The following is a 15,718-nucleotide window of genomic DNA, read 5'->3' as shown; positions in this document are numbered from 1 at the left end:
CAGATTTCCCGGAGCTGGTTAACCCCGGGAAGCGTCCCAGTGCAGGTCTATAATCCGCCGGGATGCAGATAAAAGAAAACCACCACTGAGCAGGATAATTCCAATCCAGACAAGACTGATTGCCGGTTTTTCCTGTGCCTGTACCACGACATAGTCCGCTGCAGTCGCACCGTCGAGGGAGAGCGTGATCTCTCCGGTGTCGACATTCATACCCGTGAAATAGTACCCAATTCCTCCGAATCGTGCACCAATGGGGTTCACACTGCGGTCAGTACGAATCACATAAATCGGGATCACCTCCTCAATCAGATTGGTGCTCACCTCAACGACCTGCAGCACCGCACCTACGGCAATTTCTGTGCGTGCCACTTCTTTCTCACTCAGGACAGATTGTAAGTCCACTCTGGTATCGAATCCGATGAAGGTAACCTGATAGGCACCATTATTAATGAGGGTACTTTGTCCTCGGCGCAAAACAAGCTCATTCTCCAAGTCCCCATTGTCTAGCATTTGACGAGGTGTGACCGCAACGTAGACATCTTTTTCGAAGTAGGGTTTGAGGTCCGGGTGCTGTATCCATTGGCCCGTACTAGACTCATAGGCAACGGGTTTGAGGCGAAAGGATTGTCCGCTCGGATCGGTAAAATCAAGCACAAAGCGAGTATGTCCGCGCTCTCCAGGTTCGGTTCCGATGTAGGATACCTCATATCCTGCAACACGCGTAGGCTGGCCCTGCTCCACGACAAAGTTGTCCCGGTCACTGCCTCGCGGTGCATCCGAGATTGCTCGGCTGAATCCAGAGGATGCAATGATGCCGATGACCATCACGCCCAAGCCCACATGTGCAAGTGCTCCACCTGCTAATTTCAAGTTTCCCCGTCCGATCCGCCAGAGCACAGAAAAATTGCCGTAGAAGGCAAAAAACGCCATAAAAAGGAGCAGCATCAACTGAATTCCATAGCCGTGGCGCTGCCAGAAGGTCTGCCCCTCTAAAACTGTTTCTGCCGCAAATGGGGTCAGAATCAATACGATGACAGTGCTGAAAGTGGCCAAAAGTACAGGCCAGATCAGGACACGGTTTATCTTCTGGATGTTCATCTTGGTCCACCAGAAAAGTTGCCCCAGGCCGGCTAAGAATAAAATCCCTACTGTGATTGGCAGGGTCCATTCATTGTAAAAATCAATGGAGACTGTTGCCGGGTTGTTGTTGAACAGTTTTCCGAATATGGGGGCACTAGTACCTAGGATCACCACCGCTGCAATCACGACCAAAAGGACAGCCCCTGAGAATACCAGAAACTCACGTGACAGAAAATGAGCCTCCTGCTGCGCAGCAGGGAGATCGCGGTAGCGCCACACAAACAATCCAAACCCTAAAAGCCCCATCGCCAGAATCCAGATCAGGAGCTGGTTATAGAGCCCAAGATCAACGAATGCATGGACGGAAGCGTCTCCCAGAATGCCGCTCCGTGTCAAAAAGGTCGAGTAGACCACCAGGATATAGGCTAGGATAGACAAAAAGAGAGCTGCCTTATGTCCGATCCCCCCCTTGCGCTGAATAAGCATCAGATGCACCGCAGCGATTCCGACCAGCCATGGTACGAATGAAGAATTTTCCACTGGATCCCAGGCCCAGTATCCACCAAAGTTCAACGTCTCATAGGCCCAGTAGCCGCCCATGGCGATTCCGATACCGAGACACATGACGCTAATCAGTGTCCAGGGGAGTGCAGGTCGCACCCACTGTGTATAGCGCCGTTTCCAAAGCGCAACCACGGCAAAGGCAAAGGGTGCGATCATTGTGGTGAACCCGACGAAAAGCATCGGAGGATGGATTACCATCCAGTAGTTTTGCAGGAGATCATTAAGACCCGTTCCGTCTGCAGGCACAAAATCTGGGTTCGACTGAAAGATGGGAGCATCTGGGTTCGCTTCTACCAGTGTTGCAAAGGGGGCCGCACCAATCTCAATGGAACCAAGCCGGATCCCCACAATCATCATAAGAAGGAAAGCCTGGCAAAACGCCACAACCGTCATCACAGGGGCTTTGTAATCCGGTGCGGCCCACCGAATTAATGCAAACCCCATCAGGCAGTTCATGATGATCCAAAGCAGGAAAGAGCCTTCCTGACCCTCCCAACTTGCGGAAAACAGGAAATGAAAGGGTAAATCCCGGGATGAATGAGCCCAAACATAATTGTACTGGAACTGGTGGGTCGCAATAAGGACAATCAGAAGTAGCCACGCACTGAAAAGGCAGACGGTCATCACGCCCCACAGCGTTTTCCCTAGACGGTAAAAAGTCTGTCCATGATGCTTCCGTTCAGTAGCCTGATAGAATGCAAAGACAGACAGGATGCAGCTCACAAAAGCGATCAGGATCAGTATGTGTCCAACGATTCCCGACATTTACCGGTTGTGTGCAGATAGAGCAATCAGTAAATCCTGATGCAACCCACTAAAGCTTCCATTGCTCATGATCAAGATCACATCGTCAGAACATGCATCTTCGAGAAGCGCCTCAAGTAAAGAAGAGGCAGACTCAAAGGATTGGGCCTGCGTACCCATTGATCGAATCCGTTTCAGGACCGTCTGAATATCCATGAAGTGCTCCCGTACATCATTATGACGAAATGGTGGAGCACACAAGTAGGCTCTCGCTGCTCCCTGGAACGCTTCTCCATACGGAGCTTCAAATATTTTTCGGCGGCTGGAGTTGGAGCGTGGTTCGAACACGGCGAGTAATCGCCGGTTGGGCCAGCGCTCTGCTGCCGCTTGAATGGTTGCACGCACTGCAGTCGGATGATGTGCAAAATCGTCAACGACCAGGATACCGGCAGGTTCGCCCAGGATTTCCTGTCGTCGTTTTACACCAGGGAAAGAGGAGAGTCCATTTGCGATTTCAACTGCAGTTAATCCTTCATGCAGGGCAACGGCACTAGCTGCAAGTGCATTGCGAAGATTATAACTTCCACTCATGGGCAGCAGCATTTGTCCTAGATCCTGTCCGAGATAGTGCAGGTTGAATTCGATTCCCTTATCGGAGGTGTGGGTCACCTGTCCAGAGACATCATGATGCGGGTCCAGTCCATAGGTCAGTACAGGAGCCGCACTGGTGTTCAACTTCACGGTAGTGTCACCGGAGAGGACCAGTAGGCCATCGGGAGGAATCAATTTCGTGAAAGCTTCAAATGCTTCCTGATACTCTTCCCATGATGCATAGATATCCGCATGATCAAATTCCATGGAGGTCACAATTGCAACCTGCGGTGCATAGTGCAAGAATTTAGGATTCTTATCAAAATAGGCGCTGTCGTATTCATCTCCTTCAATCACGAATTGGGGAGCGGTTCCGATGGAGAAGCTTTGCTCAAGATCCTGTAGCACGCCTCCGATCAAAAAACCTGGATCCCGCCCAGCAGTTCGTAGCAAATGTACCAGCATTCCAGTTGTTGTTGTTTTTCCGTGCGTTCCAGCAACGACCAGGTTTCGGCGGTCTTTTAGGAAAAAGTGGTGGAGTGCTTCAGGAAGCGACAATTGTGGGATGGATTGTTCTCTGGCCAGGGTTGCTTCGGGATGGGTCGGTACACAGGCATTGCCAGGGATGACCAAGTCGGGCAGGGGAGTCAGGTTCTTATCTGAATATCCATCGTAGACGGGGATCCCCTGGTTCTGCAGGAACGTGCTCATCGGGGGATAGACCCCACTGTCAGATCCACGTACCGCGTATCCTGCCTCCCCCAGGAGGCCTGCCAGTGCTCCCATCCCTGTACCGCAAATCCCGATCAGATAGATATCCTTTGTATCGGGTTTCGGGGGTGGTCTGTCAAATATTCGCAGATTTGCATCGGCAAAATCCGCCAGAGCTCTCATTTGGCGGACTGCGGCGTTGCAGTTTCTTTATGAGAACTCAAATAGGAGGCTAAAGAGTTAGGCACTACCATGAACGAAGTGGATAAAGCTGGAATCGAGGAGAATGAGGCAGGATGGACTTCGATTGTATCTGTTCCAATCCATTAAACCATTCTGAGCAGAGTCAGATTCAAAATTGCAATTAAGGATACGACGACGTCCTCATCCGCAGGGGGAGCAACGTCCTGTACCGAGCAACCAGATTAAAACCACCAAATTTACTGCCGGGGCTTTCGAAATAGACAGCAGTGTGTTAACGCCACTTCCTTCGATCTCGGCGGACATCTTCTTTATCTCGTTGAGGTCTGAAAATGAATTGTCCACTAAAGAAGAGGAAGAACCAGGAGTCAAAGGCAGAGTACATGACCGGCACGATAACCAGAGTGAGGAATGTTGAAAAAGACAACCCGCTGATGATCGCAATGCCCATAGGCCCCCAGAATTGAGTATTCTGCGATCCAAACTGGATATTTGGCGCTAGATCTGCCAACAATCCAACAAAGTCAATATTCAGCCCGAATGTGAGCGGTACCAGACCAATCACAGTCGTCAGGAAGGTGAGCAGTACCGGTCGAAGACGTGTAGCCCCACCGTCAATGATCGCTTCCAGTTTACTTTTTCCTCGTTCACGTAACTGGTTGATGTAGTCAATCAGCACGATATTGTTGTTCACGACGATTCCGGCTAGGCTGATGAGGCCGATGAAAGTCATCAACCCGAAAGGAGTACGTGTGAGAATCAGTCCCAGAAGCACACCAATGAGTCCCAGCGTGACGGCTAACATGATAATAATCGGGACAATGATACTATTGAACTGTGCAATCAGGATAAGTGTGATCGCTGCAATCCCGATTCCCATCGCGACCTGGAGAAATCCAAAGGCCTCTGCCTGATCTTCACTCTCTCCCGTGTACGACAGTTGATAGCCGATTGGCATAGAGTCCTGATATCCCTGCAGGTGAGTTTGCACCTGCTGCAGTACCGCTGCACCATTGGCCCCTGCTACGACATCACCGGTCACAGTAGCTACGCGATTGAGATCCAAACGCGTGATGGATCCATACCCGCTAGCAATCTCAAAATCAGCAATAGAGGACAGCGGAATCTGAGTCCCTTCATGAAGGACGGTCAGCGCATCAAGCGCTTCAAGGCTGGCACGCTGATCTTCCTTCAGGCGCACAGTTACGTCGTACTCATCCTCTCCTGAACGATACTTGGTTGCCTCACTACCCTGGATGGCTGAACGAACGACGTTGCTGACCTTACGGGAGTCCAATCCAAATCGGGCTGCCCGTTCGCGGTCAATCTGAACCTGGATTTGCGGACGTCCGGTATTGAGGTTATTGTTGATGTCCACCAAGAGGGGAATCGTGTTGTCTTGTGATGCCTGTCGAAGTGATCCGGTGACTTCTTCCGTAATCCGTGTAATCTCCAAAAAATCGGGCCCCGTAATTTCAATGTTGACAGGTTTGCCTACGGGCGGTCCAGCATTGTCCTTGTTGATTTCGATAATGACTCCTGGAATCCCCTGAAGGGATTCACGGAGCCTTTGAAGTGTATTGCGACTTGTTTCCGGCCGATCCCCGTAGTCCACAACATTCAAGGTTAGGACAGAATTTTCTGGATTGCCGGGGCCACCCCCAATCAATCCCCCTCCACCACTACTAGTCCCCACGTTTACAAGAATATTCTTGATATTGTCTTGGTCCGACTGATTTTCATCCAGGAGGGAATTAATACTGGATTGTGCAACCTGGGTGATCTTGTTGGTTTCTTCCAGATGCGTCCCCAGGGGGAGTTCGAGGTCCACGGTGATTATATTTGGATCTGTATCCGGGAAGAACTCAACGCCAGTTGGAGCGGCTGCAAACAGTGCAATGATTGATACGAATCCGCCGGCTACACAGACTAACAGGCGAGCACGGTTATCGGTCAATAACAGCCTGGTACGTTGTTTCAGTACTCGTCCATTCAGTAGATAGCCGACGGCACCGATTCCCATGACAATCGCGGGCAAGCTGAGCAAGATCAGGATGGTCTGTAATTCTGCCCCGCGAATCAGCGCCATCAATCCAAGAATAGAAGACGAAAGTATCGCAAATACACCACCTGCCTTAACGCTAGCGAGACCATTGAGGTAGATAACTTCGAGGCAGTGGAGGAGGACCATGAGCAGTCCCATCACAAACAGAATAGCTGCAGGGTAAAGAAGTACGGTCCCGGCTGCTGCATTTGCCATTCCAAGTACAATCCCACCAGTCACTGCCAGGACGATCCCCAGCATCAGAGAGAGAAAGCAGAAAGAGTTTTGCAGATAGGGGTTAGGGGTGCGGATCACGGCGGTCATCGAAAGTACAATGACTCCCAACCCAAAGAGGGCAGAGATGCCGATAAGTGGTGAAGGACCACTTGGACCGCTTAGCAAAACGCCGGAAACGGCGGCTCCCAAACCAATGATAAATACAACTACGGCACTGATCCACAGACGTTTACGTAAAAGTATAGGGGCGTGGACCTCATAGTCACGTTGTAACTGTGTGTTCAGGAATCCACGATACCAGGTAATCAAATTTGGCAATGCCTGGCCAACAAACCCCTTGGTGATGGGGCTGAAGCAATACCGGTGTGCAAACATCAGAATTGGTACTACAATGGAAAGTACCAGAATCGTTTGCCAGTTCGCAAGTCCAATTACCAGAGCTACGCCAGCAAAGAAGGCAAACAGAATTGTCCGAAGAGCCAAAGAAAAACGCATTTTTGGATCTGTGTCCAGCCGAACGAAATACCCAGTGATGACAGGGTTAATGATGATGGCAACAAACAGCGAACACGACAGCGTAATGATGAGGGTCATGGGCAGATAGCCCATAAACTCGCCAGTAATTCCCGGCCAAAACAGCATGGGAATGAAAACAGCTACAGTGGTTGCGGTCGATGCAACGACGGCGCTACCGACTTCGCCAGTTCCCAGCTTCGCAGCTTCGAACCGGGAGTACCCCAGCTCCCGGTAGCGATAAATATTTTCAACGATTACCACGGCATTGTCCACAAGCATTCCGAGGGCAATGATCAGGGAAAAGAGGATAACAAAGTTTAATTCCTGTCCGATGATCTGGAATACCAGGAAGGTGAGGAACATGGAGAGGGGAATCGCGATACCCACCAGAGTAGCCGTACGGACCCCCAGGAAAAACAGTAGCACGAGCACGACGAAGATCAGACCACTGATGATGTTGTTTTCAAGATCGTTCACAAGCTCCTGAACCTGTTCGCTTTGATCGCCGGTAATCACCATCTGTGTTCCACGCGGTAAGGGGAATTCGTCAAGGACCGTTCGGATTTCGTCAGCAGTATCCAGGATATTCGCGCCACTGCGTTTCTTTACATTGAGGGTAATGACCGGATAGCTCCCCGTCTCCGCCAGACGGATCAGTCGTTTGCCTTCTTCTTCCTGAAGCAGTTGCAACCTGGAGTAGGTTGAGCGTTCTTTGAAGCCAAGGTATACCTCGGCTACATCTCTGACGTACACTGGGAAGCCATTCGGGCTTTTGAGAACCAGTTCTTCAATTTCTTTTTTGACATCCCGAAACTCTCCGTCAATCCGCACGAGATAATCTCTACTGTCCACGCGGATCGTGCCTCCTGGAGTATTAGAGTTTTCGAAACTGATCGTTTCAATGAGATCTGAGAACGTGAGATCATATCCCTGTAGTGCACGAATGTCCACATCTACTTTTACCTCTCGCTCAAGCGTACCAATGAGTTCCACTTCCAGGATGTCGGGGCTTTTCTCAATCTCTTCTCCCAGATCCTCCGCGATTTCTTTTAGTTGTGTGACCGTAAATGCCCCTGCAAGGTTAATACTCATGATGGGGATATCCTCGACGTCAAACTCACTGACAACGGGTTCTTCAATGTCACTGGGTAGGCGAGGCTTGGCAATCTGGACTTTGTCCCGAACTCGTTGATAGGCAAAATCTAGAGATACGTCAGTTGTGAACTCAATGACGATGGTGGAGACTCCTCGCACTGAAGTAGATCGAATTTCTTCAATGTCAGCCACGGATTGAACTTCCTCTTCAATGATCCGGGTTACGAGGGATTCAATATCGCTCGGACTGGCACCCGGATAAATAGTCGTGACGACGATCGTTGGAATTTCAATGGAAGGAAAGGCTTCCTTCGAAATCGTCAAATAGCTGACGAGCCCCCCCACCGTGAGCATGATCGTCAGGATCGCTACACTTGGTCGGTGCTTAATTGCAAGGTCAGTGATTTTCATTACAATTCGATCTCAGGGGTGGGGGTTGAGTCCGAGGAGTCCTCAATGATGATGGGAACCCCGTATTCGTCTAATCCAGAGAATGATTGGTCAATAGAGACCAGATCCTGATTTGCAAGAGTGGATTGTCCACGAACGACGACCTGCTCATTTGCAGACAAGCCGCTGGTGATGACCACCTGGTTTGCATACTCTGCACCCAGAGAGACCTCTCGTGATAGGGCAACGTGATTCCCATCGTGGTTTTCCACGACAAAAATCGAGAGGCCGTTTTCAGTTCGAGTCACTGCATTACCGGGAATCACAAGTGCATCTTCGATAGTCAATCGCACGATGGCCAGTTCTGCGATCATTTCAGGCTTGAGTCGTTCATCTGTATTTTCAACCTCAACATTGACTTCAAATGACCGACTAGCTGGATCAATGACACTTCCCGCAAAGATGACGCGTCCAGTGCGGGGGGAAATTCCGGCCGTCGGAAGACGGATTTCTACCAGCGTACCCACTTCAATGTCTCCGGCATAGCGCTCTGGAACGCCCGCTGCAATCCGAACATTGCGTGCATCGACTAGGCGAAGTACTTGTGTGCCGGGAACGACCTGCTCACCGGGTTCAACATAACGGGCCTCTACTTTTCCATAGATCGGTGCTTGAATGGAGGTATAGTCCAGTTGTCGTGCGACTTGTTCGTAGACAGCTTCGGCCTGTGCTAGTGCAGATCTCGCCTGCTCCAGTGTAGTTTCCAGACGGGCAAATTCCAGAGGGCTGATGATAGAATCTGCAAACAGGGGCTGCTGCCTAGTGTAGCTGTCCTCGGCTATTCTCAGGCCAGCTTCTGCGTTATTGACCTGTGCCTCCGCCTGTGCCACACTGGCACGAATCAGTTCATCTTCTGTGTTGGCGATTACTTGCCCTATACGGACCGTTTGTCCTAGCGCCGCGATAGCTTCAAGCGTGCCGGTAGTTTTAGACGAGACAATTACATCATGTTTTGCTTCAACCGTGCCTGTTAGCTCAATGATTTCATTGAATGCGGTTGGGGACAGCCGCAAAACCTCAACGTGCTTGGTTTCGAAGGGCAAGGCGGGGGATTCGCTACTGTCGGAATTGCCTTGTGGGCTTGCACACGCAAACCAAAAGATGCAGCCGAGCAGTAGGATGTATTGAATTTTCATGAACAGTTAGGGCTATTTGTTGGCGGAGGCCAATTGTATATCTGTTTGTTTTTCGATCGGTATGCCTAGCGCGACCTCTAGATTGCTTTGGGCAACGAGAAAGCCGTGGACCGCACGTAGGTAGTTGAGTCTGCTGGTATCCAGTTGAGAGGATGCGGCTCGCACCTGCAACGTGTTTGCAACTCCCTCATTTGAGCGGGCAAGTGTGTATTCATAATTCAGTTCTGCATTTGCGACATTTGCTTCCTGGCTATCGATCTGATGATACGCTGCATCAAGGTTGCGCAGCGCGACCTCAATTTCCATTTTGGTGGCAGCAGTTAACTGCTCAAGGCCTATTCCAGCTTGGCGGGCAGCAACTTCGGCCCGCTGTACGGTACGTCGACGCTGAAGTCCATCAAAGAGGGTCCACTGAAGGTTCAACCCGACATTCACAGAGGATTGCCAATAGGCTTTGCTAAAGTAAGTATTGCTCCCCTGGGAAAAGGAAAACGGGTTTGTCGGGCTTGTTACTGTAAATGTTCGATTATCTGGCACCCTGCCGGAGTAGTTGAAATTTGCAAAAGCGTTCAATGTGGGAAACCGGGACATTTTATTTGCCCGTACTTCATTTAGAGCGAGCCGGTGGGACATCCGTGCTTCCTCAAGGTCCGGCCGCTGAAGGGTCGCGTGTGCAAGTGCATCTGTAGTCGATATGGAGAGATATGGAGACATTTCATGAATCTCCAAGCTTCCATTCAGAATCAGTTCCTGCCCTAAATCCAGTCCGAGCAAATACTTCAGTTGGTCTAGACTGTTGGATGCTCGGGTCTGTGCCTGAACCAATCCTGATTTCTGATTCGCCAGTTCAACATCCATGGATAAGCGTTCAATCTTAGGCAGAATTCCATTGCTCACTCGTTGGGCAGTCTCATTGCGGGACGCCTGTGTTCGCGACACGCTTTGTGCTGCAACACGGGCTTCCTGCGTGGCAAGGAGTGCTCCATAAAATGCTTCACGGACCTGCCCAATTACAATCTGCTCCTGCCGCTCGGCGGCTTTGGATATTTGCTCAAGCGCAGTCCGGTATCCGTCTGGATGAAGCATCCTGTTCCAATTAGGTGCGTCCAGGATTTTTTGTGTGATGGTGATGGAGTTCAAATATTGATTGGCTACCGAAAACGGATTGTCGCTGGGTGCGGTAGGGAGAATGCCCGCAGCATCCAGTCCACGCCGCTGACGATCAGCAAACTCGGCAAAAGTAATTGGATTGGTCACATCAAGTCCATCGGTTCGTGCGGTTTCGTTGAAGCCAAGCCAGTCGATAAAGGCAAACCCCGAAAAAAAGTCTCCTGCTGAACTTCCTGCAAAGGGGTTGGCCTCTTTGATATTTCGTGTATAGGAACTTGCTCCTTCAATGGTCGGGAAGGCGGTACCGAACGCTGCTTTGATACCCAGCCTGGCATCCTCTTCGGCCAAGCGGCTAGCTTGGAGCGCGTAGTTATTAATCAAAGCAATCTCGATCGCTTCCCCCAGTGTGATTCGCAAGGGGGTCGTTGCATCTTGAGACTGAGCATTCGTGACAGAGGCAGACAGTAGAATGAAGGCAATAGCAAAACGCATATTAGCTGGCTTAAGAGGAGTTTCGGCGTGTTTGCACATCAAAGTCGGTCAATAAAGAAAGCTGATTGGAGCAAAGCGAATTTGTACGTGTATTTTTGCAGTGAGTTGAGGCCGACTTCATGATCGGTGGAGAAATGAGGGATCAAACAAAATCCTTATGTTGGTGCGCGTGTAGGTAATCCACGACATTCTTGACCTGTTGCGTGCTATTCTGATGACAGATCAGCAGCGCATCATCGGTGTCTACAACCACGACATCGTGGATACCGACTACGGCAACTAGGCGCTTGCCGGCATTGACCAGACACCGGCTGGTATCATGTACTATGACATTGCCTCGGAGGACGTTGCCATGGCGATTTTTGTCGCTCAAATCGTAGACCGCACGCCAATCTCCAATATCACTCCAGCCAAAACTTCCTGGAACGACATAGACGTTGCCCGCCCGTTCCATGATTCCGACATCAATCGAAATTCGTGTACTCTTATAGTACGCCTGGCGAATAGCTGAATCTTCCTGATTGGTTCCAAGGTGCCTGGAAGCTTCTTCGAAAGCACGCCATGTGCTTTTGAGATGGGTTTGCATGTTTTCCAGGATCGCGTCGGCACGCCAAACGAATATTCCACTGTTCCAGAGAAAATCGCCAGAATCGAGAAATCGCTCTGCGGTTGCTTCATCGGGTTTCTCCGCAAAGGTCCGCACCCGGTAGGCCCCGTCACGTTCGCTTTCAGAGGGGTCGTATTGGATATAACCGTATCCAGTGGCAGGATAAGAGGGTTGGATCCCGATGGTGACCAGTGCTCCGGGTTTGTTTGCCACCACAGTGGCCTGACGGAGGATGTTCAAAAAACGATCTTCCCTCTTAACCAGGTGGTCTGCGGGAAGCACAATCATGACTGCCTCTGGATCCATTGCACGCAATTTTATGGCAGCATAGGCAATGCACGGAGCCGTATTCCGACTAATGGGTTCTCCAAGGATATTTTCCTCTGGTATGGATGACAATTGCTCCCGTGTAAGATCCGCGTAACGCTCATGAGTCACGACCAGAGTCCGTTCCGGGGGAACGATGGGAGCCATGCGGCTCAGTGTCTGCTGAAGAAGGCTTTGTTCTTCAAAGACGTTGATAAACTGTTTGGGGCGGGCCTCCCTGCTCTGGGGCCAGAACCGGCTCCCAATCCCCCCTGCCATGATGACACTGTATATCATTGTAGATGTGCTGAGTCCGATACGATACAGATTCGGATTCGGTTGCGTTAAAGACACTAAAGTGAAGTCTCCTACGAAATTCTCCCCATAGAAGTTGGAGCTGCGTGATCTGGGGACATGAAAGAGTGCAACACGCCCCGTATACCGTGCGTGATTGGCATGTGTTCGCTGCTGTTCACCGAAAAATCGCCAATTCAGGGAGTTTTATGAGGGACTCGCAGGTTGATCCCATAGTGTCAATCCGTGCTCATTGCTGACCCAAAGCCGCTATCATTGCGTACAATCGAACTAATTTTGTGTGAACGAGGTTTTTGTTTTTATGAAAATTGGAATTGTTGGAACAGGTTATGTTGGGCTGGTTTCGGGGGTCTGCTTTGCAGAGATGGGGAACGATGTCTGGTGTGTTGATGTGGATGATACCAAAGTCGCAGATTTACGCCAGGGAAACATGCCGATTTACGAGCCGGACCTTGAGGTCCTACTACATCGGAATCTGCGTGAGAAGCGTCTAACATTTACGACCTCGCTCAGCGAAGCACTCGAGAACGCAGAAATCATATTTCTGGCACTGCCCACACCACCGGATGCAGACGGGGAAGCAGACTTATCCTATGTACTGGAGGTGGCACGTGAAATTGGCATCTGGCTTGGGACTCAGTCGGAAGCCGTCTATAGAATCGTCGTCAACAAGAGCACGGTTCCTGTAGGGACTGCGGAGAAGGTCCAAGAAGTGCTGGTTGAGCAAGGGGGAGATCCCGGTGTGGATTTTGACGTTGTATCCAATCCTGAATTTCTCCGGGAGGGTGCTGCGGTGGACGACTTCATGAAGCCGGAGAGAATTGTTCTGGGAACCTCAAGTGCAAAAGCTGGTGCTGTTATGCAGCGCCTCTATGAGCCGTTTGTCCGGCAGGGCAATCCAATTATCATTATGGACGAGCGCTCGGCCGAGGTAACCAAGTATGCGGCAAATGCCTTCCTGGCCTCACGTATCAGCTTCATGAATGAGGTAGCCAACCTGTGTGATCGGGTGGGCGCGAACGTAGACAAAGTGCGTATCGGAGTTGGAAGTGATAGCCGGATTGGCCGCCATTTTCTCTACGCAGGAATTGGATTCGGTGGAAGCTGTTTCCCGAAAGATGTGCAGGCACTTTTGCGAACGGCGCGCCGACAGGGCTACGACTTCAAAATTCTCCAATCGGTACTTGAGGTGAACGAAAAGCAGCGAATGCGATTGGTGGATCAAGTACGTTCTTATTTCGGCAACGACTTGCGAGGAAAGCATGCAGCAGTGTGGGGACTCGCATTCAAGGCCAATACGGATGATGTGCGGGAGTCTCCCGCACATGTCGTAATTCGGGGGCTTTTAGAGAGTGGGGTACGGGTCACTGCCTTTGACCCGGAGGCAATGGCGACCTCGCGTACCGTATTAGGAGAGTCAATCACCTATGCGGGGAGTGCGTATGAGGCTCTTTCTGGCGTTGATATGCTGCTTGTTTGCACGGAATGGCCGGAATTTAGACGTCCCGATTTTCAACGGATTAAGGGACTGATGCGCCGACCGCTTATTTTTGATGGACGTAATTTGTATAATACCCGCAGAATGCAGGAGCGGGGATTTGAGTATTATAGTATTGGTCGTCCCGGAGTCGCTCTGAAATAATCTCTCATCGTGTCTTGAGGCAGGAATGGATTGGCAAGCCTGGCTAACGATTGCCACAATTATTGGGATTGCCATTGCCTTGATCAGGGATCTTGCCAGGCCGGACGTGATTTTTTTGGGTGCGCTGGGGGTCCTATTGATGGCAGGGGTCATCACCCCCATTGAGGCCTTCGCGGGGTTTTCGAATGGGGCGGTGATTGCACTTGCATCCCTATTTGTGGTTGCTGCGGGAATTGAGGAGAGTGGACTTCTGCGTCGAATCGAATGGCGCCTCTTACGCAAGGTACATCATTTACCTCTGGCGCTTCTTCGCATGATGGTGCCAACGGCACTGGTTTCGGCATTTATGAACAACACGCCTGTTGTGGCAATGTGGATGCAGCCTGTGCAACGCTGGGCATATCGGTCCAAAATTTCTCCGTCGAAAATGTTGATCCCGCTATCCTATGCGTCGATTGCTGGGGGGATGGTTACTTTAATGGGGTCATCCACGAATGTTGTGGTTGCAGGTTTGGTAGAGGGGTATGATCTCCCTCCACTGGGGCTTTTTGATTTTTCCTTGATTGGGTTGCCGGCGGCAGTTGTCGTATTGATATTCCTGACCTTTTTTGGCGTGCGGCTTTTACCAGATCGGGCCAGTGAGCCTGTGTTCACGCGTTCTCGTCTTCAGCAATGTTTGTTTGAAATTCGTATTTCGGAGGGCTCTCCTTTTGCAGGGAAGACATTAGATCAGGCGAAACTGGACACCGATAACGAATCCACTATCGTTCAGGTGCGGCGGGGGAAGCACATTATGCCTGTTGATCGGCAATTCGTTCTGGGGCAGAGGGATGTGCTGTGCTTTAGCGGAGATGTCTCCATATTTGAAAACCTCCTGCTTAGACCTGGTTTAGAGCCTGGTGTAGCAATTGCCAAAGAGCGGACAAAGAATCTACTTCCAATGTATGAGGCGGTGATTAGTGAGACCTCCAATCTGGTTGGAAAATCACTCAAAGATGTAGATTTTTTGTCAACCTACGGTGGGGTTGTCCTAGCCGTACAACAGAGGGCAGGAGGGCTAGAGGGAGCAATGACGGATATTACCCTGAAAGCCGGAGACCTGATTCTGGTTGGTGCGGTGGCAGGTTTTGAGGATCGTTGGAATGCAAGCCACACAGAGTTCTACTATGTGTTGCCTCGCGGAGCATCTCACGGGAAGCCCCCCAAGAGACAACTTGTGTTGTCACTGGGGATTCTGGTCACGATGATTGTTATGATTGCGATGCAGCTGGCTCCGCTACCTACGGTTGCATTTGGAGGAGCGTTGGCCATGGTTGTGACACGCTGCATCGGGATTACAACTGCTCGTAATGCCCTGGACTTGCAGGTATTGCTGCTAATTGCAGCAGCTCTAGGGCTTGGTGTCGCGGCCGAGAAGACTGGCCTTGCAGAGGGACTCGCTCAGATTCTGACAAGTATGGCCACCGTGAATCCGATTTTGGCGCTGATAGGGCTATATGCCTGTACCAATATTATGACAGAGTTAATTGCAAACAAAGCGGCAGCGGTGTTGATGCTGCCGGTTGCCCTTGGAATGGCAACCACTTTGGATGCAGACCCCAAAGCTTTTATACTGGCCGTAGCTGTTGCCGCAGCCGCCAGCTTTATGACTCCGGTGGGGTACCAGACGAACTTAATGGTTATGGCAGCCGGGAACTACAAGGTCCGTGATTATTTACGAGTTGGTCTACCAATCAGTTTATTGATCATGATCACAGCAGTGACGATTATATCTGTGAAGTGGTTCTAAGCGGGGAGCAGTAATCCAGGAAGTTCAATCAAACAGAACAAATTTCTCTGTCAATAGTGAACCGGTTCGCTTTTAATTAAGCGGCGGA

At 50.6% G+C, this 15,718-nt stretch carries 7 protein-coding genes and 1 pseudogene; 2 read left to right on the top strand and 6 right to left on the bottom strand.

Annotation, left to right across the window (positions count from 1 at the left end):
* Nucleotides 1-18: 18 nt before the first annotated feature.
* From F4Y64_08180 to F4Y64_08155, 6 genes and pseudogenes are all read right to left on the bottom strand, one after another.
* Nucleotides 19-2,409: a cytochrome C assembly protein gene (locus F4Y64_08180; GenBank protein MXX97571.1), complete on the bottom strand. Its 2,391-nt coding sequence runs from the start codon at nt 2,407-2,409 to the stop codon at nt 19-21.
* Nucleotides 2,410-3,873, bottom strand: coding sequence for a UDP-N-acetylmuramate:L-alanyl-gamma-D-glutamyl-meso-diaminopimelate ligase (locus F4Y64_08175; protein MXX97570.1), 1,464 nt, complete (start codon nt 3,871-3,873; stop codon nt 2,410-2,412).
* A 2,137-nt stretch (nt 3,874-6,010) separates the two neighbouring features.
* Nucleotides 6,011-8,194: pseudogene (locus F4Y64_08170) on the bottom strand (efflux RND transporter permease subunit).
* Nucleotides 8,194-9,369, bottom strand: coding sequence for an efflux RND transporter periplasmic adaptor subunit (locus tag F4Y64_08165; GenBank protein ID MXX97569.1), 1,176 nt, complete (start codon nt 9,367-9,369; stop codon nt 8,194-8,196). Before F4Y64_08165 ends, F4Y64_08170 begins: the two are co-directional and overlap by 1 nt.
* A 12-nt stretch (nt 9,370-9,381) precedes the next feature.
* Nucleotides 9,382-11,010 (bottom strand): TolC family protein, encoded by a 1,629-nt coding sequence (locus tag F4Y64_08160; GenBank protein MXX97568.1) that lies wholly within the window; start codon nt 11,008-11,010, stop codon nt 9,382-9,384.
* A gap of 103 nt (nt 11,011-11,113) precedes the next feature.
* A complete protein-coding gene (locus F4Y64_08155) occupies nt 11,114-12,181 on the bottom strand; it encodes a mannose-1-phosphate guanylyltransferase (protein MXX97567.1) in 1,068 nt (355 codons plus the stop codon).
* Nucleotides 12,182-12,500: 319 nt separating this feature from the next.
* On the opposite strand from F4Y64_08155, the gene F4Y64_08150 reads away from it, so the two are divergent.
* Entirely contained in the window at nt 12,501-13,841 is a 1,341-nt protein-coding gene (locus F4Y64_08150) for a UDP-glucose/GDP-mannose dehydrogenase family protein (protein MXX97566.1), read from the top strand.
* 25 nt (nt 13,842-13,866) lie between these two features.
* Entirely contained in the window at nt 13,867-15,630 is a 1,764-nt protein-coding gene (locus tag F4Y64_08145; GenBank protein ID MXX97565.1) for an SLC13 family permease, read from the top strand.
* Nucleotides 15,631-15,718: the final 88 nt, after the last annotated feature.

The organism is Rhodothermaceae bacterium (assembly GCA_009838195.1).
Classification (GTDB): Bacteria; Bacteroidota; Rhodothermia; order Rhodothermales; family Bin80; genus Bin80.
This window is presented reverse-complemented; position numbering and strand designations above follow the sequence as displayed.